The sequence below is a fragment of the Pseudomonas sp. NFPP07 genome, from assembly GCF_900115645.1.
Taxonomy (GTDB): Bacteria; Pseudomonadota; Gammaproteobacteria; order Pseudomonadales; family Pseudomonadaceae; genus Aquipseudomonas; species Aquipseudomonas chlororaphis.
The window spans coordinates 42118-63733 of sequence record NZ_FOXG01000010.1; the positions used below are offsets into that span (position 1 = coordinate 42118).

The window sequence follows — 21616 nt, forward strand, 5'->3', positions numbered from 1 at the left end:
AGTGAGCGCTGTCCGACGTGAGCGAAGCCTGCCGACGCTACATCCAGCCTAGCGGGTCTTCACCGCCACCGACGGCACTTCCGACGCCCTGCTCAGGGTCCAAGAAGCTCCTTCAGGATCGTCTCCGGATCGGCTCGGTGCTGCTGGCGAAACTGCCCCACGTGCCTGACGAAAAGCGTGGCACGGGCCATGAGGCTTTTTCCCAGCACCGGTTTGTGATTGAGCTCCTCCCGGGTCCGCTGGAACTGCGTCTGGATCACCTCGTCGGTGTAGCGCGTTCCGGTCGCGAGGTTGTCGATGTAGATCGCCAGGGCGCCCTCGAGCGCACTGCGCCCATTGGCGATGGCCGTTTCATAGAGCTTGGCGGTGGCTTCGTCCTGGGCGGCCCGCGCCTGATCGCGATCCTTCTTCAGGTTGGTCAGGCGAATGTTGTAGTTGTTGACCGTCTCGGCCACCAGGGCCGCCGACTGGATCAGGTTGCCCGCGGCCTCCTCGCGCTGCCGGGCGATCAGCGACACATTGCGCTTGAGCTCTTCGTTCACCCGCGCCAGGCGGGCCTGCAGGTTCGGGTCGGTGCTGCTGGCGATGAGACTGTCCAGTAACTGGGTCGGGTCTTCGGCAGCCTCGATTTCATCGGTCAGGCCCGCCAGACGGCCCTCCTTCTGCCACTGCTCGAACAGTTCCTCATAGCGTGAGCGCGGTGCCGACAACGCGCCCAGGGCCACCCGGAAACCGGTGGTGGCGTTGCGCTGTTCGCTGCCGTCGGCGGCGAACAGCGGGTATTCCCGGCGCATGCCGGTGAACAGCGTCAGCTCGCCTTCCAGGTAGTTGCCGCCCTTGACCACGAAGCCGCCGTAACTGCCCTGGCGGCGACCGGCGTGGACCAGTTGGAAGGACTCCTGGACCATCTCCGCGGCGTTGCCGATCACGTCGAACAGTCCCAACGGATTGGGCTTTTTCAGCCCGACCGGCAACAGCCGCGCGCCCTGCCCCGTGCCCCCGGCGACCTGGCTGAACACCGCCCAGTCCCCTAGCGGGCCATCGCTGTCGCTGCCTTGCACCTTGCGCGGAAACAAGCGCGCCTCCAACGCCTGGCGGCTGACCGCATGGCCACCGCGGGCGGCGAATTCCCACTCCACTTCGGTCGGCAGGCGGACGAAGCCCATCCCGCCGTCCTCGGCCGCTTTGCCGCGGCCGCTGACCGGCAACCGGTCGCGGTGGTACTTGAGCAACCAGGCGCTGTACACCGCGGCAAAGCGCTCGGCCTCGAGGCGCGACAGCTTGACCTTGGGCAAGCGCGCGGACATGTCGCTCATGGGGGCGCAGGCCGGTGCCTCGCCCTGCCCCGCCAAGGCCGCCTCCTGGGCCATGACCAGGGCGTATTGGCGCTCGGTGACCTCGTATTTGCCGACGAAATAGAACATCGGCTTGAGCAGGCTGTCGGCCTCGCTCTTGGGCAGGGTCGGGGCGATTCGGGCTTGCCAGTCGGCCGGCAGATCATCGAGGACGAACTGACCGTTGATGTAGTCGCGCCGATAACCGGAGATGAAGGATTGCCGGTAGCCCGGATCGTCATCGCTGAAGGGATAGCCGAGATTGACCTCACGGTCGTCCAGGGTGCCCTTGGCGAGGACATAGACGTAGCGGAACACCAATTCGCCTTCGCAGGGCAGCGGCAGGCTGAGGTCATCGGGCAGCGGTTTCGGATTATCCGCCGGGGCGTCCTGCGCCTGCGCCTGCGCCGCGCCGGCCAGCGCCAGCATGACCAGAGCCTTCAGCCAGACCAGAACCCTCGGCCAGTTACACATCGCGCAGTCCTTCCGAGGCTTCGATCCGCGCCGCGCGCCAGCCACCGGAGGCAGCCGCCAGCAGACAGCAGAGCAGCGTCAGCAGCAGGGCCAGCAGGTAGTGAGTCGGCAGCAGCCGGCAGGCGAATTCCCCCGTCGCCGGTGCGAACAGCCGGTTCAGCCCGGTTTCGGCCATGCCGTACAAGCCCCAGGCCAGCAGCAGGCCGAACACCCCGGTGTACAGCGCCTGTAGCACGACGAAAGCGATCAGGGCGCCTGTCGAAAAACCCAGCAGGCGCAACACCGACAAGGCCCTGCGCTTGCGCTCGACGGCGGCCAGGGCGCTGGCGGTCATGGCCGCGAAGGCCCCGGCCAGGGCCAGGCTGGCGATGATCCAGAACACCAGGGTCAGGTTGTGGCTGAGGGAGCGCACCTGGGCGATGACGTCGGCCTGGGTCGCGACCTCAAGCCCGCGCTTGGCGAAATAAAGACGCAGGCGCTCCACGCCGTCCAGGTCCGCGGCGTAGAGACGGAACCCCGGATACACCCGCGCCGTGTTCGTTTGTGGCTGGTACCCAGGCCAGGCCAGACCATCGCGGTAGTCTTCGGCGGCTTCCAGCAGGGCCAGGGGCGCGAACAGCGCATCGCGCTGGAAGGCCGCGAGTGGCAAGACCCCCTGCACCCGCAGGCGGGTGCGCTGATATTCCTGGCGCCCGCCGACCTGACGGCCGAACGCGGCGCTCAGCACGTCGCCGCCCTGGACCCCGAGTTTCTCCGCCGCCCGCTGGCTGAGCAGGACCTGGTCCGGCGCATGGGGCAGCAGCGCGGGCGCCACCAACGGGTCGCCCGCGGCGGTGGGGATCATCTCGACCGTCAGCGCCTGGCCGGCCGCGTCCGGGTAGAGGTCGGCGGTCGCGGCGATCTGTCGGGTACGCGGCACAACGAAGGCCACTTCGGGACGATCGGCCAGCTCGGCGATGGCCTGGGCGCTGAAGCGCCCGCCGCCCATGGGCACCACTTCGCGCACGGCGGGGTCGCGCTCCAGGCGTTCGGTCAGGGTGGTGACCAGGCCGAACTTGAGGCCGAACAGCACCAGCAAAGGCGCGAGCACGGCGACCAGGGCCAGGACCGCGCAAGCCGACAGGCGCACCTCGGCGCGGTAGTCGTGCCAGGCCAGCAGGGCCATCAGGGCAAGCCGCATCAGCCACCTCCCGCCAGGGTCGCGGTGACCCCGCCATCCGCGCCGCGCTGCACCTGCAAGGGATGCAGCTGCAGCCCGGCACGCCGGGCCAGCGCCTCGTCATGGGTGGCGACCAGGATGCACACGCCGCGCTCCTCGGCCTGGGCCACCAGCAGCTGCATGACCCGTTCGGCGTTCAGCGGGTCCAGCGAGGCGGTGGGCTCGTCCGCCAGCACGATGCTCGGCCCATGGGCCAGGGCCCGGGCGATGCTCACCCGCTGGCGCTGGCCCACGGACAGTGCCGCCGGCAGCTTGTGCAACTGGTCGGCGATTTCCAGCTGCTCGGCCAGGCGCCTGACCGTGGCATCGGCCGGCAGGCCGAGCAGCGCCCGCGACAAGCCGATATTGCGCTGCACGTCGAGAAAACCCAGCAACCCGCCCGTCTGCAGCACATAGCCCATGACCCGGCTGCGCAGCCCGGCCAGCACATCCTGGCGGCCGCTGCGCCAGAGCCCGGCGACATCCAGCGTACGGTCGTCGGCGCGACATTCGAAAACGCCGCCCGGGTCCGGGGACAGCACCAGGGCCAGCAGGTCCAGCAGGGTGCTCTTGCCGCTGCCGCTGGGGCCTACCAGCGCCAGGCGCTGGCCCGGCCGCAGGTCGAGCCGGGGCACCACCAGGCTGTAGCGCTGTGGTCCCTCGCCACGGGTCTTGCGAATATCTCTGAGCTTGAGCATCAGGGCAGCGTCGCCAGGGGCACGCGATACAGTGCATCGCCCGGCTGGGCCTCGCCGAAGCGGACCCAGTTGGCGCTGTCGTTGTGGAAGGTCTCGTACAGGCGGATTTTCGACTCCAGTTCGTCGATGAAGTCCTGCTGCTCGGCCACGCTCAGGGACAGCCAGAGGTCCTGGGTCATGGTCAGCGATTTGCTGCGATACGGCAGGCCGTCCAGGTACTCGCCGAGAATGCCGCCTTCGACCAGGTTGCCGCCCTGCTTCAACCGCGTCGGGTCGCGGCTCATGTGGGCGCTGGCGCTGGCGATTTCCTGGAAGAAATCCTTGGGCGAGGTCTGGGTACGGCGGGCCGCATCGACAATCAGTTTCAGCGACTGCTGCAGGTCGTTGAGCTGCAGCTTGGTCAGCAGCACGCAGACCTGGAACGCCGGCAGCGAGGGGTTGGTCAGGTCGTGGTCGGAGGTCCAGGCGGTGATCAGCTGCGGTGCACGGACCGCCGACTGGCGACCGAGAAAGTCCATTTGCATGGCGTAGCCGATGGCCGTGGCCTTGCTCGCGACGCTTGGTGCCCCCTGTGGCGGCGGCAGGCTCGGCGCCTGGTTGTTGCGCGCCTGATGCACCTGTTCGGCGAATACCGAGCCGATCTCGGCGACCGTATCGCCGAAGCGACCGACATCGCCGCCCGCCACCGGAATGTACAGGTCGCCGATCTGCGGGTTGGCGTCGGCCGTCAGGCTACGGTACTGCTGCTCGGCGAAGTCATGGTTTTTCCGACCCGCCTCGGTGCGCAAGTGCAGCGCATAGATCTTGACCTGTTTACTGAGGGCGGCTTCGCGCACCTCGGCTTCGTTCATCTGGGTGCGCCCCAGCGGATCGTTCTTGCGCAGGGCGCCAGCATCGGTGACCAGCAGGATCAGCCGCCCGGCATAGGGACTCCAGTCCGTACCCTCGACCGCCGCCATCACACCGGCGAAGGCATCCTCATTGAAGGCGTGGCTGGACACCTGGGCAGCCTTGACCTGGCCAGCCAGCTCGAGGAAGCGCTGTGGATCGCGGCCCTCCTCCAGGCTCACCAGGGTTTGCGCCACATATTCCAGGCCCGGGGTTTTCTCGACATTGCTGCGAAACCCCACCAGGCCGAAGCTGACGCTGTCCAGGTCGCCACGGCTGGCGATCTGCCGGTGCAACGCCTGCACCACCTGGCGCACCCGGTCGATGTAGGGCTGCATCGACACCGAGGTGTCGACCACCAGCACGATCGCCGTGCGGAAGGCATCGCTGCCGACCTTGGCCGCTCCCCCGGCCTTGCCCAGGGGCGTATTGCCAGGGTCGATGGAGGCCACATTGAGCAGTTGCACCGGCTGACCGTCGGCATCGAAACTCTCGCGGGCCTCGAAAATCGGCAGCAGGTAGAACTGGTCCTGGGGGATGGCGCTGGCCACAGGCTCCAGCGCGACGATCTGCGGGTCCACGCTGCCTTCGTTCTGCGCCTTGTGCAGGGCCGCGCGGGCCTGCGCCGTGTCAGCCAGGAACCGTTCGAGGGTGCTTGCTTCACGCAGGAACATGACCGGCGAACGACCGGAGCGCTCGGTGAATTTCAGCACCAGGCTCTGCTTCCAGTCGCTGACCTGCTCGGCCGGCAACCAGCCATCGCGCTGGCCATCGCTGGCGGCGCCAACCTCCAGCCAGGTGCCCCCCGCCACCGCCTGGCGCTGATAGACATACAGCACCGAGAACGCCGGCAGCGCGGCACCGCTGGGCGCCGCCCCGGGCTGGCCGGACACCTGCGCGCCGGGCTTGCTCAGCACGCGCTGGAACAGGGTTTTCTTGCCCGGCATCAGCAGCGGCCGGTCGCCGCCGTCGGCGTTCGTCGCCAGCGGCGGTTGCGCTGCGCTGGCCGTCTTGGCGGACGAGCCCTGCTCATCGCCAGCCGGCGTTTTTTTGGCCTCGACCTGGCCGTTTTGCGGCTCCGTCGGCGGCGCCGAGCGCAGCCACCAGTAGCCCCCGCCAGCCAGGGCCAGTACCCCGACCACGGTCACACCGAGCAGCGCCAGCAACGGCCCGCGCGACCCGGCCGGCGGCTGTGCGCCGAGACTTGCGGCCCGTTCGGGTCTGTCCGTGGCGGCCGGCTCGGGCTCTGGCGCAGCGAGCGGCGGCATGTCCAGGGAAACCGGCGTCAGCCCGCCCAGGCCGGTCGTCGCGGATTGGCCGGCGGCCGCCGCGGCGGGCAATGGCAATGGGCGCAACTGCGTCGCCTCGGCATCGGCCGGCCCGGCGGGCGGCAGGTTGTCCAGCGCGGCGATCAGGGCATCGGCATCGGCAAAACGCTCGGCCGGATCCTTGGCCAGCAGCTTGCGCAGAATCCCCTGGTAACGGCCGTGGGTCATGGGCAGTTCGGGCAGCGGCTCGGTCAAGTGGGCCAGGGCCGTGGACAGCGAGTCGCTGCCGGTATAGGGCAGCTTGCCGGTGAGTATCTCGTAGAGCACCACCCCCAGGGCGTAGAGGTCGGTGCGCCCGTCGATCTGCTGGCCGCGGGCCTGTTCGGGACTCATGTAGCTGGGCGTGCCCACGGCGAAACCGGCCTGGGTGAACTGGGTGCTGTCCTCCAGGGACTTGGCGATGCCGAAGTCCGAGAGCACCGCCGAACCGTTGGCGCGGAACAGGATATTGGCCGGCTTGACGTCCCGGTGTACCAAGCCCTGGGCATGGGCATACCCCAGGGCCAGGGCGATCTGGCGCAGGTAGACCAGGCCCTGCTGCGGGCTGAGCCCCTCGGCAATCCGCTCCTTCAGCGTCCCGTTCGGCAGGTACTCCATGGCCATGTAGTAGAAGTGGCCGACATTGCCGATGTCGTAAATGGTCACGGTGTGCGGGTGGGAAAGCCGCGCCAGGGTCTTGCCCTCGCGCAGGAAGCGCTCGCAGAAGCTGCGGTCGGCGGCCAGCGCGGCGGCCATGACCTTGAGCGCCACCTTGCGCTCCAGCGAGCGCTGGGTCGCCAGGTAGACCGTGGCCATGGCGCCCTCGCCCTGCTCGCGCTCGATCCCATAGCCGGGAATGTCCATGTCCATGCTCGAGCGTTCTTCGGCTGATGCGTTTTCAGTGGGCATTGACGACTACCGCCGTGATGTTGTCGGGAGCGCCCCGGGTCAGCCCCAGGTGCACCAGGCTGCGGACCACCTCATAGGGGCTCGCGTTGCCCAGCACCTCGCGCAGTTCAGGGTCCTCGACGGTCTTGGTCAGCCCGTCGCTGCACAGCAGGAAGCTGTCGCCGGGACGCACCTCCAGGTCCACGGCCGAGAGTTCCAGCCGGTCCTGGGTGCCCACGGCGCGGGTGACGATGTTGGCCATGGGGTGCTCCCGCGCCTCGTCCTCGCTGAGCAGCCTGCTGTCCAGCAACTCCTGGACATAACTGTGGTCGTGGCTGATGACCTCCAGCTGGCCCTCGCGCAGGCGATACAGGCGGCTGTCGCCGGCCCACAGGCAGGTGGCGCTGTCGCCTCGGGCGGCCAGCAGCACCAGGGTGCTGCCCATGATGCCGACCCCGCGCTGCGCGGTTTCCTGGCGAACCGCCGCGTTGGCCTGCTCCAGCCCCGCCCGCAACGCCTGGACATAGGCCGCCAAGGAGGGCTCGGGCGGGATGGCGCGCAGCGTATCGACGATCAGGCTGCTGACGAAATCGCCCGCCGTATACCCGCCCATGCCGTCGGCCACCACCCAGAGGCCGGCTTGCACCGCATCCAGGCAGGCGTCCTCGTTGACCTGACGCACCATGCCGACATGGCTGTGGCTGGCGGATTCGTAATGCGTTACGGCTGACGACATGCCCCTAGCTCCTGAAATTAGTTCCCAAAATCAGCTCCTGAAATTAGCTCCCGAAATCGAACTGCGCGGTTTGCGCAAGCGCCGCATAGCCGCCCTCGCCCAGCAGAAAACCGCTGAAATCCTGCGCCGCCGGCAACCCCTGGCAGCGCAGCAGGCCAGCGGCGACCCGTCCGGAGCCCTTGCCCCACCAGAGGCTCGCGCCCTCGCAGGCGTGCTGCATCAGCACCGCCCCGCGTGCCGCCGCAGTCGTGGCGGCGAAACGCATCTGCCCCTCCAGCCCCGGCATTCCCGGCACCTGCGTGCTACAGACCGGGCGACCGAGGGCCGGCACCGCGGCCTCGAAGGCCTCGACAGCGGCCTCGGGCTCCAGGGTCGAGAGCAACAGGGCCTCGGCGGCCTCGAACCAGTCATCCGGGCCGGCCACCAGCGCGCCCAAATCGGTCTCGGCCTCCAGCTGCAGCGCTATGGTCAGCGGGAAGTAGCGCCCGACCCGGTCGACGCTGGGCATCATCACCCCCACCGCCGCCTCGCTGCCGAGCAGGCCCGGCGCCACGGCAAAGCGCCACAGCGGGCTGACCAGGTAGGCATCCAGCCAGGCCGCCCCCAGCGCCGCCTGGCTCGCGGCCATGCCGGCGGAGAGCCAGGCATCCCAACGCTCGATAAAGGTCGGCGACAGGCCGCGGTGGATGAAATCCCCGCGGCCGGCCAGCTTGCCGTAGAAACCCGGGCTGCTCACAAGCGCTCCGGCAGGCTGAAGCCGGACAACAGCCGGCCCTTGAACGGGTTGAACGCGCTGCTGGCGCGCAGCTCGCAGGAGATGCTGGCGCTGTCGACGCGCATGCGCAGGGTGAAGCGGTCCGGGGCGTTGCCCTGGGTCAGGTCGGACTGTTCCAGCAAGCGAAACCAGGCCCAAGGCCCCTCCAGGGTCAATCCCGAACGACCAGCGCTGGTGGGCGGCGTGACGGACAGGCGCACCACCCCCAGGCTGTTGGGGCTGGGCCATTGCATCGCCATCGGCCGGCTGGGGCCATGGTCGTAGCTGAGCTGCTGGCCGTCCAGGTCGAGCAGGAACTGGCTGATGGAGGCGTCCATGGCCACGGGCTTGAGCTCGAAGCGTACCGCCGGCTGGGTGCCTCCGGCCCGGAAGTAGGCATCGCGAATGGCCGCGGCGCGTTGGAAGGTTTGCAGCACGCCCGGGCCGATGCCGAGTTTTTCCGCGGCGCCCGGCTGCCAGCGCCAGTTGCTGGTCGAGGTGTTGACGTAGGCTTGCAGGTACTTGCGAAAGTAGTTGTCCATCACCCCGCCCACGCCGAAGAAATTGCCGAAGTCCTCCAGGGTGGCTTCCCGCGAACTGGAGTTGACCATGGGATAACGGCCAGCCAGGGACTGGCGGTAGACATTCACCACCTCACTGATCCAGGCCGCGTTCAGCTGGGTGCGGATGCTGCCCATCATGCTGCTGGTGGTGGCGCTGACCACCGAGTTGACCAGCTTCTGCACCAGTGGCGGCTGACGCTCGGCGCCGAGCTTGACCCGCGATGCCGTGGCCACCGCCTGGTTCTTCGCCTCGCCCAGCAGGGCCTCGCCGCTGGCGCCGCTCATGGCGCTGACCTGCACATAAAGCTCATTGAGCTGGGCCAGCAGGTCGTCGATCGGCGCGGGCCCATCCCCATGGGGGGTCACCAGGCTATTGAGCTCGGCGAAGCGCGCGCTGATGGGATCGACCTGCGAGGTTGCCGACGAATCTTCCTGGGCCGCTTGGCCGACCAGCGAGCCGAGTTGCTGCTTGAGTTTGTCCACGGTGCCGTCGGCGGCCTTGAGCTTCTCGGCCAGCAGGCGATCCTCTTGTTGCAGGTTGGTTTCCCTGGCCACCGCAGCGAGCAGTTTCTTCAGTGGCGAGTTTGGCCCGGAGAGCACCCGCAGCACATCGGCGGCCTGGGCGATGCCGTTGATCGCGACGAAGTCGAGATCGCCGAGCAGTGTTTCCCATTGGTTGAGGAAATCCTGGAAGTACAGGGCACGCACCTCCAGGGCCAGGCTGGCGACATCCTGGTTGTCGTTCAATGGCCGGCCGAGTACCCATTGTTCCTCGGCCAGGGCGCCGGACTGGCTGAGGCTGGCGACCATGAACGCCTGGCGGTAGCCACGGTAGGTATAGAAACCGGACAACGGATCGCTCAGCGGCTTGCCGCTCTTGCGCGTGAACACCAGGGCGGCGTCGCGCCCGGCCGCTTCGCTGAGGCGAAAATCCGCTACGCCCTCGGGCAGTTTCTGGCGTTTCACCCGGCTGTAGACCCGCTGCGCCACGGACATCTGTTGCAACTGCCGACGCAGGTCGGCCAGCAGCGCTTCATCCAGCCTCGCCGGCGGTGGCTTGTGGGCGAACAGCGCATTGAGATGCTCGGCCAGGGCCAGGCGCTGTTCCGGGGCCAGGTCGCGCGGCAGGCTGTGGTCCCAGTCGAGGTTGATCCAGGTCTTGATGGCATCGGCGTCATAGTGCTCGGCGCTGGCCAGCATCAGGTAGACCTTGAGGCCTTCGTAGAGAAACTCGGTGTTGCCGCCGCTGCGCAACTGTTCCTCGATGCGGGTCAGCAGACGCGGTGCGAGCACCGCGATCAGCAGCTTGCGGTACACGCTGGCGGCTTCGGCGCCGAGCATGTCGCCCTGGAACAGGCCATAGCCTTCGGCCCAGGACAGCGAATTGTCGGCGACATGGCGAACGGCGTTGAGCATCGGCAGCACGGCCAAGACCTCGCGCTGCGCCGGGCTGAGCGCTTCGACCTGCCCCTTGAGCGGCGCCAGGCGTGCGTCCACCTCGGCGATATAGGCCTGGTTGGCACGGTAGCTGGCGACCCAGATGGCCGTCACCGTCAGCAAGACCAAGGCACTGGCGGCGAGTACGCCACGATTGATCCAGCGATGCCGGCGCTCGACCTTGGGGTTGCTGCCGACCAGGCCGCGCTCGCCGAAGGCGACATCGCGGAACAAGCGGGTGATGAAGTAACTGCGGCCCGTGCCGGTCTGGCGCGCCAGGTGCTGGCGATCCAGGTTCATGCTTTGCGCCATGCTACCGATCAGACGGTCGATGGGGCTGCCTTCCTGGGTGCCGCTGGTGAAGTACAGCCCGCGCAACAGCGCCCGCTCTTCATAGGGATTGGGCTTGAATACCCCCTCGAGGAAGGACGACAGGTTGTGACGCAACGCCGCGAACTGCTGGATGAAGGCGTAGATCAGATCGCGTCGGTTGGGGTCGCGCTCCTGTTGCAGGCGCTCGACCAAGCGCTCGGTAAGACGCGCCTCGAGGGCGGTGAATTCCTCGTCGAAACGGGCCAGCGGGCCTTGGGGACTCTTGCCATCGTCCAGGGCAAAGGTGACGCCCCAGACCTGGGCGCGCTCCTCCTTGCTCAGCGCGTCGAAGAACTCCATGAACCCCGGCACCAGGTCGAACTTGGTGAGCATCACGTAGATCGGGAAGCGCACACCCAGCTGGCCATACAACTCCTGCACCCGCGTGCGGATGGCCCGGGCATGGGCGCTGCGCTCGGCCTCGCTGCCCAATAGCAGGTCGGACAGGCTGATGGCGACGAAGACGCCATCGATCGGCCGGCGCTTGCGCTGGTTCTTCAACAGGTCGAGAAAGCCCAGCCAGGCCGCCTTGTCCACCGCCGCATGGCTGTCCTGGGTGGTGTAGCGCCCGGCGGTGTCCAGCAGCACCGCTTCGTCGGTGAACCACCAGTCGCAGTTGCGCGTACCGCCGACTCCGCGGATCGCCCCACTGCCCATCTGTTCGGCCAGCGGAAAGTGCATCCCGGAATTGACCAGCGCGGTGGTCTTGCCCGAGCCCGGCGGGCCGATGATCACGTACCAGGGCAGCTCGTAAAGGTTGCGCCGCTCGTTACCGCCGAGCTTGCTGCGCTTGAGCAATAGCAGTGCTTCGTCCATGCGTTGCTTCAGGGCCGCCAGCTCTTCGGCGGTGGCGACGCTGGCCGCATCCGGCGCTACCGCCGCCAGGCCCTGCATGACCTTGGCGGCGTTGCGCCGGGCCTGGACGATGCGCAATACGCGCACCCCGATCCAGGCCAGGAACAACAGGCCGATCAGGGCCCAGCGTACGGCCGCCGGGGCCAAGGGTTCATAGGCCGCGACGATGATCAGCGGACCGAGGAACCAGATCACCAGGCTCAGGGCGAGCAGGCCGAGCAGCGGCACTACCCAGCGCACCAGGAAATTGATAAAGGCCTTCACTGGTTGCCCTCCGCTAGCACGGTGATCTCCACGCGCCTGTTCCTGGCGCGTCCGGCGGCGCTGTCATTGGAGGCGACCGGTTCCGCGTCGCTGCGCCCTTCGGCGGTGAAGCGCTCGGGTTGCCCGCTGCGGGCGGCGAGGATCTCCATCACTTGCTGCGCCCGATCCTGCGACAGCTTCCAGTTCGAGGGGTAGCGCAAGGTGGCGATCGGTCGGTTGTCGCTGTGCCCGGTGACCTGCACCGTGCCCTTGATCTGGCGCAGGGCATCGGCGACCCGCAGCAGCAAGGGCTGCAACTGTTCGGAAATGCTCGCGCTGCCCGAGGCGAACAACTCGTCGCCACGGATGGTCACCACCGAGCGATCCAACGCATCCTCCACGGCAACGCGCTGGGCCTTGATGTCCTCGGCGAGGAAGCGCGCCAGGCGCGGGCGCTCGATCAACCTGGGCTGCTGCGGTGGACGGTCGATGGCTTGCACCGGGATCTCGCCCAGGGCGTGGATATTGCGAAACACCGGCTCGGCGTCGGCCGCCAGCTTCAGGCGCAAGCCGAACAGCAGCAACAACAGCACGGCCAGGCAAATGGCTACGCCAACCCAGGGCGGCAGAAACTGCGACAAGCGATCGCGTACCACGCTGAGGCCCCGCCAATGCGGCGACAGCTCGCGCTCGAATTCGCCGCGCACGCTGCGAATGGTCGCGCTGGTGCGTTCGCGCAAGGCCTCCAGCTGGCTGCGGCCGTCATTCATGACCCGGTAACGGCCCTCGAAGCCCAGGCAGATACAGAGGTACAGCAGCTCCAGAATGTGCAGGCGCTGCTGTGGGTTCTGCAGACAGTGTTCGAGCAGCTGGAAGACTTTTTCGCCGCCCCAGGCTTCGTTGTGCAGGGTGATCAGCAGGCTCTGCTTGCCCCAGTCGCTGGTACTGCCCCAGGGGGTGCTGAGTACCGCTTCGTCCAGCGCGGTACAGAGCACATAACGGCTGAGCATCACCTCATCCTGGGCGACGCCGGCGGCGCGCGCCTGCTCCTCGAACTGGCGCAGGTAGGCCAGCAACTGGGCGCGCAGGCTGGCCGGTTGCGGGTGAGCGAGGGTGCTGCGCAAGCGGGTCAGCAACGCCAGTATCGGGCCGGCCGCCCGCTCCAGCGGGTTGAGGCCCTGGGCCAGGCTGCTCGCCACCGGCGCGCCCGGCATCGCAATGTGCGGATCGGCGGCGCTGGCCGCGTCCGTCCTGGGGGCAGAGGCATCGACGGAGCGCCCGCCGGGCCGCGGCATGATCAGGGTACGGTCGTTGCCGCCCGTCGAGACGCCGCCTGAAGTGCCACCTGCGCCAGAGTTGCCGAAGGGATCATCGATCGGGTGCATGACGAACTATCCTCGGATGGCCCAGAAGGCCAGGTTCAGGCCCGGGAACTGGCCGGCAATGTGAAAGGCGAAGCCCCCTGAGTGGGTCAACTGTTTCCAGTGTTCGCTGCCACGGTCCAGTTCGAAATAGCTCGAACCGGCGTGATAGGGAATCTGCCGCGGCGCCACGGGCATGGACAGCAAGGCGATGCCCGGCAACTGCAGATTGACCAGGTCGCGGATGTGCTCCACCGAGCCGATCTTGGCCTGCTGGGGGAAATGCGTGCGCAGGGTTTCGGCCGGCACCTCGGCCCGCACCACCAGGACGAAGCTGGCCATCTCCAGCAAGCTCTTGTCGGCCAGCATCGCCACATGCACGCCGTAGGATTTCTCGATGATCGGAATCGGCGTGGCGCGGGTATCGATGACCATCGACAACGCTTGCCGCAGATCGTGCATCACCGGGGCGAAGCTGCTCGCCAGGTCGTCGTGGGCATAGGCCGGGTAGTCGCTGGGGCGACGCCCGGCAGCGGAAAAGGTGGCGAACTCTCCCGCCAGGCAGACCGCCTCGCGATAGAAGTCCTGCGGGTGCAAGGGGCTCAACCGGGCCAGGTGGCTGAGCAGGGGCTCGGCGCGATTGACCAGTTGCAGTAGCAGAAAGTCGGCGATCTCCGAGGCGCCGCCGGCCCCCGAGGCCACCACCCGACCGGCCAGGGCCTCGCCGCGCTGGTGCAACAACCCTTGCAGCTCGCTGCGAAAGGCCGCCAGCACGCTGGAGGCGGCCACATCGAGCAGCGGCGCAATATAGTCGTCGTCCAGTTGCACGGCATTGTCCGCGCGTATTTCCAGCACCCGCAGCAAACCGAGGCAGGCATATTCGCCGAGGCCGTCGCGCTCGGTCAGCAGGCGCAGGGCTTTGCCGCCGATCGCCAGCGACGCCCGGCTCTCGAAGGCGGCGTTGTCATCGCGCACTTCCCGCACCTGGCTGATGTAGCGCGCACCACCCGGAGCTTCGCCCTCCCCCACGGTGTCGCGGCTGCCGGCCCGCTTGAGCGGCAAACCCAGGAAGACCTGCGCATCGCGCAAATTGTCGTTGACGTTCAGTGGCGGCGGCGGCAGATCGTCGCCGGGAATGTCGAAAGGCGTGCCATCGGGTAGCACCCCGCGCGCGCTGACAATCGCCACCTTGCCCTGGCCGAGCAGGGATTCGTCGATGCGCAGCTCGGAGAACCCCCAGCCCCCGGCGCTCAACGGGCGGCAACGGCCATCGATCAGGGCTTCCATGTAGCGATCATGTTGCTGGAGATGCTGCGGCCGCAGAAACATTCCTTCGGACCACACCACACGGTTATTCCAGGACATGGACTGGCTTCCTCGACAGGACTAATTCGCAGGTTTCGTGGCTGCCGCGCTGATCGCCCTGGCCTTCAGGGAAACCGTCAATGGCGTGGTTTCATGGCTCGGGATATTGACCATCTGGCGCCACACGGCGCTGTCCAGTTCACGGTAGGACACCACCAGGCCGAGCAAACGGCTCTGCTCGTCGAGCGTGCGCTCCAGGGTCAGCTGTTGACCCGGCTGGATCAGTAATTCGTCCTGCGTCACCAGGTCCGCGGACAAGGTCGCGCCGCTGGCATTCACCAGGGAGAAATAGTCGGCGCGACTGAAAGCTCCACCGCTCTTCAACTCATACAAACGCACCCGCACCGGCGTCGCCTGGCCGCCCGCCGAAAGATTCAGATCGGCAGCAGCCTGGATATGCATGACAACGACAGTAGGAGCAGCGGGCGGCGGCGGACTCGAAGCACAGGCAGTCAGCAGTAGTACTGTTGCGAACAACAAGAACTTTGGCATGTCGTCCTCCATGACGTTTGTTATTCCAAATCGAAACTACCGATCGCCGAACAAGATCAACTCACTATTTAATAGCCATTAGCCTTTATCCAACTAACCGAGGGCGCTCAGCCTTTTCGCAACTTGGTATTTTGTTCTTCATAGGCACGACTGAATTCGCGCCCGAACAAATCCTCGAAATCATCTTCAGCCTCCCTGGAAATGCTCGCATAGAGTTCCGTGAACAACTCCCAGTATTGCGCTTGACGTCTCCCGGGCAGCAAAGCGCCAATAGCCGAAGGTTGAGTTAAACGCGCTTCCAGTACCGCTGGCTGAAAACGCTCGAGCAGGTGTTTGATCGAGGCTTGCACGCCCGCCATGACGGCCAGTTGATGCGCTTTCAGGTCGTCGAAGCTTTCCTTGATCGCCTGGTCGGCCGGCATGAAGGCCTGGTTGCCGGAACGCAGCAATAACAGCAGCGCCTCATCGACATTGGGGGCGAATTTGAGGGGGTTGTTCTCCACCGGCCGGATCATGGTCTGGGCCATGCGGAACTCCCCCTTGAGGCTGGCACGGGCGCGCAGCACCTCGATCAACCCCGCGACCATATGCCGGTAGCTGCGGCCGATGGCCTCCATTTGCGCGCGGGTTTCGCCTCTGTCGATACGCAAGTGCTCGAGCCCCGCGCCCCTGAGAAAGGCTTCCAGCCCCTCCTCATTGTCGCCTCCGACTGCCGGCGCCAGAGGGGCAACCGCGGCCCGTTGCACGGCCGGTTCGGGTGCGCTGCCGGCCCTGTTCTCCGATACCTCTGGCAATGGTTGCGGCTGGGCCTGCGCGGTGGCTTGCACAGTGGCCGGCGCCACCGGCGCCGGGTGCGCCCCCAGTTCGGTGAAGGGGTCCCAATCCGCCGGAATCGCCGGCGCCGCGCCGGTTTCGCTGGCCGCAGGGGCGCTCGGGCGTTGTGGCTCAGGCGGGCGAAAGTCATGGCGTTCGGGCGGCACGTGGTCGGCCAGGGCCGGTGGGGGCACTGCCGGGGACGCGAGAAAATCGAACAGGTCGGGCTTGGTGTCCAGGGGCGAACCGCCCGCGTGGATCTGCACCCTGCCGGGGGGCGGCGCCGCGGCGGCGGGAATCTCGCCCGGCGCCTGGCGCTTGATCAGTGCATCGAAGCCGGTAAAGGGATCGCTCATTCCGGGTGCGCCGTTGGCGATTTGTGGCGCGCCGTTGATCTGCACCAGGATGTCGTACTCGCCGACGCGCAGCAGTTCGCCGTCGCGCAAGGGTTCGCTGTTGCCGCGGTGCATGCGCACGCCGGCATTCACCAGCTGTACGCCATTGGTGCTGGTGTCGGTCAGGTAGTAGGTGCCGTCACGCAGCTGAATGACGCAATGCTGGCCGGACACCAGGCGCTCCGGGTCTGGAAGTACCCAGTCGTTCTCGGGGTTGCGGCCGATTTTCAGCTCACCGCGATCAAGCTCGAACTCCGCGCGTTGGCCGGGAGTCAGCTTGTGATAACTGGTGATTGTCAAACGCAGCGGCATTGGAACTCCTTGTACGGTATTGCTCAATAACAACAGCTCGGGCATGCCAGCGAGTGCAAAGCGAGTATAGCCCCCTAAAAGATTTCCGTGCCCTCAAAGTTCCTGCACTTATATTCGCTTTTTTCAAATAAGCCCTATAACAAAAGAAACTAAAAAAACCGCCACCGACCGCCTATCTTCAAACATCACAGTGTTCCCCACTGGTCGGAGAGTTTCTTGACAACAATTGAACTGGGCTAAAACTTCAGGTCAATTGTTGAATTAAGAAATGACGCCAAACAGTGGCTCTGGATAGAGCACTTATTCGCAGGAAAAGGGATTTAATCGTGCGCTCACCCTGACCGGGCGCCGATTGCCGGGCCGATATGGAGATCACGTCCGTGGTGGATGTACAGCGCTTGTTGGAAACCATTTCCCCCGACTCCCCCTGTGGCGGCGACCTCGAGTACGACGCCGCCTTTCTCGAGCTTGAACGCGCGGCGCAAGGCCAACCCGAACGGCAGATGGGCGATGCCGTGTTAGCCGCCGCACCGCCGGAATGGCGCCAGGTCCGCGACCTCTGCGTCGAACTGTTCACGCGCAGCAAAGACCTGCGCATCGCCAACTACTTCCTGCAAAGCGCCATTGCCCTGCAAGGCTTGCCCGGCCTGGTGCAAGGGTTACAGCTGATCCAGCAACTGCTCGCACAGTATTGGGACGACCTGCATCCCAAGCTGGATGCAGAAGATAACAATGACCCCACCTTTCGGATCAACGCCCTCGCCGGCCTCAACGCCGAGCCGGTCATTCGCCTGCTCTGGGGCATGCCGCTGATCAGCTCGCGGGCATTTGGCAGCATCGGCCTGCGGGCCGCGCTGAATGCCGCGGGCTTGCAGCGCTTCGCCAGTGAAAGCCTCAGCCCGGACCAGCTCGGCGCGGCCTTTCAGGACTGCGCGGGCGAACAGCTCGAGGCCTGCCGCACCGCCCTGAACGATGCCCATGGCACGCTGTTGACCATAGAGCGCGAGGTCAACGAACGGGTCGGCTCCACCCACGGCACGGACCTGGGCACGATCAAGCAACTGCTTCGGCATGCCGTGCAAATCATCGCCGAGCACGCCCCTCAGCCAGGCGTTTCCGGCGCTGTCGCGCAGGCCGGCGAGCCTGTCGATGCCGCCATGTCCACGGCCCCCGGCGCCGCCGCGCCGCGCATCGCGGGCGAGATCGGCAGCCGTGACGATGTGCTGCGCAGCCTCGACCGGATCCTCGGTTATTACGCCAGGCACGAGCCCTCAAGCCCGGTGCCGGTGCTCCTGAGCCGCGCCAAGAGACTGGTCAGCGCCGATTTCGCCACCATCGTGAGCAACCTGATTCCGGACGGCTTTTCCCAGTTCGAAAAATTGCGCGGGCCCGAGGGTGAATAGTCCGAGTGAAACGCTTTAACCGACGCCCATCCAACACAGCCGCATAGGCAGCGCAGGAGGAAAAATGGCTAACACCAGCAGCCAGAAATTCATCGCCCGTAACCGTGCTCCCCGGGTGCAGATCGAGTACGACGTAGAGCTTTACGGTGCGGAGAAGAAGGTGCAGTTGCCCTTCGTCATGGGGGTGATGGCCGACCTTGTCGGCAAGCCTGCCGAGCCGCTGCCGGCGGTGGCCGACCGCAAGTTCCTGGAGATCGATGTCGACAACTTCGACTCGCGGCTCAAGGCCATGAAACCGCGGGTGGCGTTCAACGTGCCCAATGCCCTGACCGGTGAAGGCAACCTGAGCCTGGACATCACGTTCGAGAGCATGGACGACTTCAGCCCTGCCGCGGTGGCGCGCAAGGTCGATGCCCTCAACCAACTGCTCGAAGCCCGCACCCAGTTGGCCAACCTGCTGACCTACATGGACGGCAAGACCGGCGCCGAGGACATGATCATGAAGGCGATCAAGGACCCGGCCCTGTTGCAGGCGTTGGCCAGTGCGCCAAAACCGACCGAACCCGAGCCGCAAGCCTGACAGAGGACGCAGACCATGGCCGAATTGATGAAAGACCCGCAGGCCCAGGCAGACGCCGCGACCGCACCGAGCGACTTCGCCGCCTTGCTCCTGCAAGAGTTCAAACCCAAGACCGAACACGCCCGCGAGGCGGTGGAAAGCGCCGTGCGCACCCTGGCCGAACAGGCCCTGAGCAAGACCGAGCTGATCTCCAACGACGCGATCAAATCCATCGAATCGATCATCGCCGCGATCGATGCCAAGCTCACCGCGCAGGTCAACCTGATCATGCATCACCCCGACTTCCAGCAACTGGAAAGCGCCTGGCGCGGCTTGAGCTACCTGGTCAACAACACGGAAACCGACGAGCAGCTGAAGATCCGCGTGATGAGCATCGCCAAGAGCGACCTGCACAAGACCCTGAAGAAGTTCAAGGGCACCGCCTGGGACCAGAGCCCGATCTTCAAGAAAATGTACGAAGAGGAATACGGCCAGTTCGGCGGCGAGCCGTTCGGCTGCCTGGTGGGCGATTACTACTTCGACCAGTCGTCGCCGGACGTCGAGCTGCTCGGCGAGCTGGCCAAGGTCTGCGCGGCGATGCATGCGCCCTTCATTAGCGCGGCCTCGCCGACGGTGATGGGCATGGGCTCCTGGCAGGAGCTGTCCAACCCGCGCGACCTGACCAAGATCTTCACCACGCCGGAATACGCTGCCTGGCGTTCGCTGCGCGACTCCGAGGACTCGCGCTACATCGGCCTGACCATGCCGCGTTTCCTCGCCCGCCTGCCCTACGGCGCCAAGACCGACCCGGTGGACGCCTTCGCCTTCGAAGAGGAAACCAACGGCGCCGACAGTTCCAAATACACCTGGGCCAACTCGGCCTATGCCATGGCGGCGAACATCAACCGCTCGTTCAAGCTCTATGGCTGGTGCTCGCGGATTCGCGGCGTGGAGTCCGGCGGCGAGGTGCCGAACCTGCCGACGCACACCTTCCCGACCGACGACGGTGGGGTGGACATGAAGTGCCCGACCGAAATCGCCATCGCCGATCGGCGCGAGGCGGAGCTGGCGAAGAACGGTTTCATGCCGCTGCTGCACAAGAAGAACACCGACCTCGCCGCCTTCATCGGCGCCCAATCGCTGCAGAAACCGGCCGAGTATGACGACCCCGACGCCACCGCCAACGCCAACCTGGCGGCACGCCTGCCCTACCTGTTCGCCACCTGCCGCTTCGCCCATTACCTGAAGTGCATCGTTCGCGACAAGATCGGCTCGTTCAAGGAAAAGGACGACATGCAGCGCTGGCTGCAGAACTGGATTCTCAATTACGTGGACGGCGACCCGGCCCACTCCACCGAAACCACCAAGGCGCAGCACCCCTTGGCCGCGGCGGAGGTGGTGGTCGAGGAGATCGAGGGCAACCCCGGTTACTACAGCTCCAAGTTCTACCTGCGCCCGCACTACCAACTCGAAGGGCTCACGGTATCGCTGCGGCTGGTATCCAAACTTCCGTCCGCCAAGGCGGTTTGATTCATCTCAGGAGGCATTCGCCGTGGTGGCGGGTGCCCTGCGACGCAGCGTGGCGAATCACTGGCACACAGTGGTGCAAACCACTTAAGGAGGCATGATGGCTGTTGATATGTTTATCAAGATCGGCGACGTCAAGGGCGAGTCCCAGGACAAGAACCACAAGGAGGAGATCGACGTGCTCTCCTGGAGCTGGGCCATGGCCCAGTCCGGCAACATGCATGTGGGCGGTGGCGGCGGTGCCGGCAAGGTCAATATCCACGACCTGACGTTGACCAAGTGGGTGGATAAATCCTCCCCCAACCTGATGATGGCCTGCTCCAGCGGCAAGCATTACGACGAGGCCAAGTTGACGGTGCGCAAGGCCGGCGGCGACGATCCGGTCGAGTACCTGACCATCACCCTCAAGGAGGTCCTGGTGTCCTCGATCGGCACCGGCGGCAGCGGCGGCGCGGATCGCCTGACCGAAAACATCGCGCTGAATTTCGGCCAGGTGCTGGTCGACTACCAACCGCAGAAGCAGGACGGCTCCAAGGACGGCGGCCCGGTCAAGTACGGCTGGAATATCCGCCAAAACGTCAAGGTGTGACGCCAGCCACCCTGCAGCCCTGCCGCAGGGTGCTCGGCTTGTACCAGGGGCCACGACGCAACAGGAGGTTCGATGATGGCCAGACCCGCGTTCATCAATCTGTGGAACAACTATCCGGCTGAAAGCCAGCCTTGCGATGGCGGTTGGGAAAATCAATGCGCGATCCGCCTGAGCATTACGCTCAACGCCGAGCGAAGCATCCTCGTGGATGGCCATACCTATTCGGAACCGCGCTGCAGCCACGGCCACGCCCGCGGTGCCGAGTCGCTGGCGAACTGGCTGTGGCGCCAGCATCTGGGCCGGCCGAGCATCTTTACCGACGCGGCCAAGGCCAAGCTGCAGCTCAATGAGAAGAACGGGATCATTTTTTTCAAGGATTGCTTTACCCGCAGCGGCGAGAGTCGCGCGGCCGGCGACCATATCGATCTGTGGAGCCGCGGTTTCACCAAGACCTACGACGACCCGGCCAACCACTCCGCCCAGGTGTGGTTCTGGGAGCTGTCATGAATCAGCACCTGCTGCGCCTTATCGTCGCGGGCCTGGCGGGTTTGATGTTGCCCGCCTGCGCGCAGAACCCGGCCGATAACGCCACCCAGGCGCGCTTCCTGGCCCGGGATCTGCTGCTGGAAGAGCGCAATGGCAACTGTCGTGTGCTGGTCCCGCAGCAACCCGGCATCGACCTGAGCCTGAAATGGCCTTGCCAGTTCCACCGTGACCCCAGCGGCATGCTGCGCACCAAGCAGGTGGGGACACGCCAGGTGATATTGGTGGAAAGCAGCGAGCAACTGCCCTCGCCCAGTCGGGATTGCCGTACCGAGATCCAGGCGATACGCAGCGGCTCCGATCAGACTCTGGAAGCCTCGTCGGCGGTGAGCCGGGTGACGGCCTGCCCGCCCTTCCAGTGGGATGAGAAAATGTTTATCGGCTTGTTCGAACCCGACGTTTGAGCGCACGCCAGGGCTCGGTTCGAAGCCTGCGAACTAAACCTGCGAATAAGGAGATGGCAATGGACGCCGAACAGCCGATGTGTGCAGGTCAGTTGGGCGGCGCCTT

The 21616-nt window shown here is 66.0% G+C and carries 17 protein-coding genes; 6 read left to right on the plus strand and 11 right to left on the minus strand.

What is annotated here, in order from left to right:
• Window positions 1-92: 92 nt before the first annotated feature.
• From BM019_RS24410 to tagH, 11 genes are all read right to left on the minus strand, one after another.
• A complete protein-coding gene (locus tag BM019_RS24410) occupies window positions 93-1808 on the minus strand; it encodes a formylglycine-generating enzyme family protein (RefSeq protein WP_092420917.1) in 1716 nt (571 codons plus the stop codon).
• Entirely contained in the window at window positions 1801-2988 is a 1188-nt protein-coding gene (locus BM019_RS24415) for an ABC transporter permease (RefSeq protein ID WP_092420920.1), read from the minus strand. The genes BM019_RS24410 and BM019_RS24415 overlap by 8 nt, the downstream gene beginning before the upstream one ends.
• Window positions 2988-3704 (minus strand): ABC transporter ATP-binding protein, encoded by a 717-nt coding sequence (locus tag BM019_RS24420; protein ID WP_085530547.1) that lies wholly within the window; start codon window positions 3702-3704, stop codon window positions 2988-2990. Before BM019_RS24420 ends, BM019_RS24415 begins: the two co-directional genes overlap by 1 nt.
• Entirely contained in the window at window positions 3704-6769 is a 3066-nt protein-coding gene (locus BM019_RS24425) for a serine/threonine-protein kinase (RefSeq protein WP_092420923.1), read from the minus strand. The genes BM019_RS24420 and BM019_RS24425 overlap by 1 nt, the downstream gene beginning before the upstream one ends.
• A gap of 28 nt (window positions 6770-6797) precedes the next feature.
• Window positions 6798-7523, minus strand: coding sequence for a PP2C family protein-serine/threonine phosphatase (locus tag BM019_RS24430; RefSeq protein WP_092420926.1), 726 nt, complete (start codon window positions 7521-7523; stop codon window positions 6798-6800).
• A 43-nt stretch (window positions 7524-7566) separates the two neighbouring features.
• Window positions 7567-8259: a type VI secretion system-associated protein TagF gene (gene tagF / locus BM019_RS24435; RefSeq protein ID WP_092420929.1), complete on the minus strand. Its 693-nt coding sequence runs from the start codon at window positions 8257-8259 to the stop codon at window positions 7567-7569.
• Entirely contained in the window at window positions 8256-11768 is a 3513-nt protein-coding gene (gene tssM / locus BM019_RS24440; protein WP_092420932.1) for a type VI secretion system membrane subunit TssM, read from the minus strand. The genes tagF and tssM overlap by 4 nt, the downstream gene beginning before the upstream one ends.
• Window positions 11765-13132, minus strand: coding sequence for a DotU family type VI secretion system protein (locus BM019_RS24445; protein ID WP_085530542.1), 1368 nt, complete (start codon window positions 13130-13132; stop codon window positions 11765-11767). Before BM019_RS24445 ends, tssM begins: the two co-directional genes overlap by 4 nt.
• A gap of 6 nt (window positions 13133-13138) precedes the next feature.
• Complete coding sequence (gene tssK, locus BM019_RS24450; RefSeq protein ID WP_092420935.1) at window positions 13139-14473, minus strand: type VI secretion system baseplate subunit TssK; 1335 nt, start codon at window positions 14471-14473, stop codon at window positions 13139-13141.
• Window positions 14474-14494: 21 nt separating this feature from the next.
• Entirely contained in the window at window positions 14495-14965 is a 471-nt protein-coding gene (gene tssJ / locus BM019_RS24455) for a type VI secretion system lipoprotein TssJ (RefSeq protein ID WP_092421275.1), read from the minus strand.
• Between the two features lie 107 nt (window positions 14966-15072).
• Window positions 15073-16485, minus strand: coding sequence for a type VI secretion system-associated FHA domain protein TagH (tagH, locus tag BM019_RS24460; RefSeq protein WP_092420938.1), 1413 nt, complete (start codon window positions 16483-16485; stop codon window positions 15073-15075).
• A 365-nt stretch (window positions 16486-16850) separates the two neighbouring features.
• On the opposite strand from tagH, the gene tssA reads away from it, so the two are divergent.
• From tssA to BM019_RS24490, 6 genes are all read left to right on the plus strand, one after another.
• Entirely contained in the window at window positions 16851-17888 is a 1038-nt protein-coding gene (gene tssA / locus BM019_RS24465) for a type VI secretion system protein TssA (protein ID WP_239691100.1), read from the plus strand.
• Between the two features lie 64 nt (window positions 17889-17952).
• Window positions 17953-18468 carry a type VI secretion system contractile sheath small subunit gene (tssB, locus tag BM019_RS24470; protein WP_009049566.1) on the plus strand — a complete coding sequence of 172 codons (516 nt, stop codon included), beginning with the start codon at window positions 17953-17955 and terminating at the stop codon, window positions 18466-18468.
• Between the two features lie 15 nt (window positions 18469-18483).
• Window positions 18484-19977 carry a type VI secretion system contractile sheath large subunit gene (gene tssC / locus BM019_RS24475; RefSeq protein ID WP_092420941.1) on the plus strand — a complete coding sequence of 498 codons (1494 nt, stop codon included), beginning with the start codon at window positions 18484-18486 and terminating at the stop codon, window positions 19975-19977.
• Window positions 19978-20074: 97 nt separating this feature from the next.
• The gene (locus BM019_RS24480; protein ID WP_009044340.1) at window positions 20075-20563 is read left to right on the plus strand and encodes an Hcp family type VI secretion system effector; all 489 of its coding nucleotides are present in this window, start codon (window positions 20075-20077) and stop codon (window positions 20561-20563) included.
• A 75-nt stretch (window positions 20564-20638) separates the two neighbouring features.
• Entirely contained in the window at window positions 20639-21070 is a 432-nt protein-coding gene (locus tag BM019_RS24485; protein ID WP_037005248.1) for a type VI secretion system amidase effector protein Tae4, read from the plus strand.
• Entirely contained in the window at window positions 21067-21510 is a 444-nt protein-coding gene (locus BM019_RS24490; protein WP_092420944.1) for a hypothetical protein, read from the plus strand. Before BM019_RS24485 ends, BM019_RS24490 begins: the two co-directional genes overlap by 4 nt.
• The last annotated feature ends 106 nt before the right edge of the window (window positions 21511-21616 follow it).

Coding starts and splice junctions, on each gene's coding strand:
- BM019_RS24410 (WP_092420917.1), bottom strand. CDS start 1,808: ATGTGTAACTGGCCGAGGGTTCTGGTCTGGCTGAAGGCTCTGGTCATG.
- BM019_RS24415 (WP_092420920.1), bottom strand. CDS start 2,988: ATGCGGCTTGCCCTGATGGCCCTGCTGGCCTGGCACGACTACCGCGCC.
- BM019_RS24420 (WP_085530547.1), bottom strand. CDS start 3,704: ATGCTCAAGCTCAGAGATATTCGCAAGACCCGTGGCGAGGGACCACAG.
- BM019_RS24425 (WP_092420923.1), bottom strand. CDS start 6,769: ATGGACATGGACATTCCCGGCTATGGGATCGAGCGCGAGCAGGGCGAG.
- BM019_RS24430 (WP_092420926.1), bottom strand. CDS start 7,523: ATGTCGTCAGCCGTAACGCATTACGAATCCGCCAGCCACAGCCATGTC.
- BM019_RS24445 (WP_085530542.1), bottom strand. CDS start 13,132: ATGCACCCGATCGATGATCCCTTCGGCAACTCTGGCGCAGGTGGCACT.
- tssK (WP_092420935.1), bottom strand. CDS start 14,473: ATGTCCTGGAATAACCGTGTGGTGTGGTCCGAAGGAATGTTTCTGCGG.
- tssJ (WP_092421275.1), bottom strand. CDS start 14,965: ATGCCAAAGTTCTTGTTGTTCGCAACAGTACTACTGCTGACTGCCTGT.
- tagH (WP_092420938.1), bottom strand. CDS start 16,485: ATGCCGCTGCGTTTGACAATCACCAGTTATCACAAGCTGACTCCCGGC.
- tssA (WP_239691100.1), top strand. CDS start 16,851: ATGGAGATCACGTCCGTGGTGGATGTACAGCGCTTGTTGGAAACCATT.
- tssB (WP_009049566.1), top strand. CDS start 17,953: ATGGCTAACACCAGCAGCCAGAAATTCATCGCCCGTAACCGTGCTCCC.
- tssC (WP_092420941.1), top strand. CDS start 18,484: ATGGCCGAATTGATGAAAGACCCGCAGGCCCAGGCAGACGCCGCGACC.
- BM019_RS24480 (WP_009044340.1), top strand. CDS start 20,075: ATGGCTGTTGATATGTTTATCAAGATCGGCGACGTCAAGGGCGAGTCC.
- BM019_RS24485 (WP_037005248.1), top strand. CDS start 20,639: ATGGCCAGACCCGCGTTCATCAATCTGTGGAACAACTATCCGGCTGAA.
- BM019_RS24490 (WP_092420944.1), top strand. CDS start 21,067: ATGAATCAGCACCTGCTGCGCCTTATCGTCGCGGGCCTGGCGGGTTTG.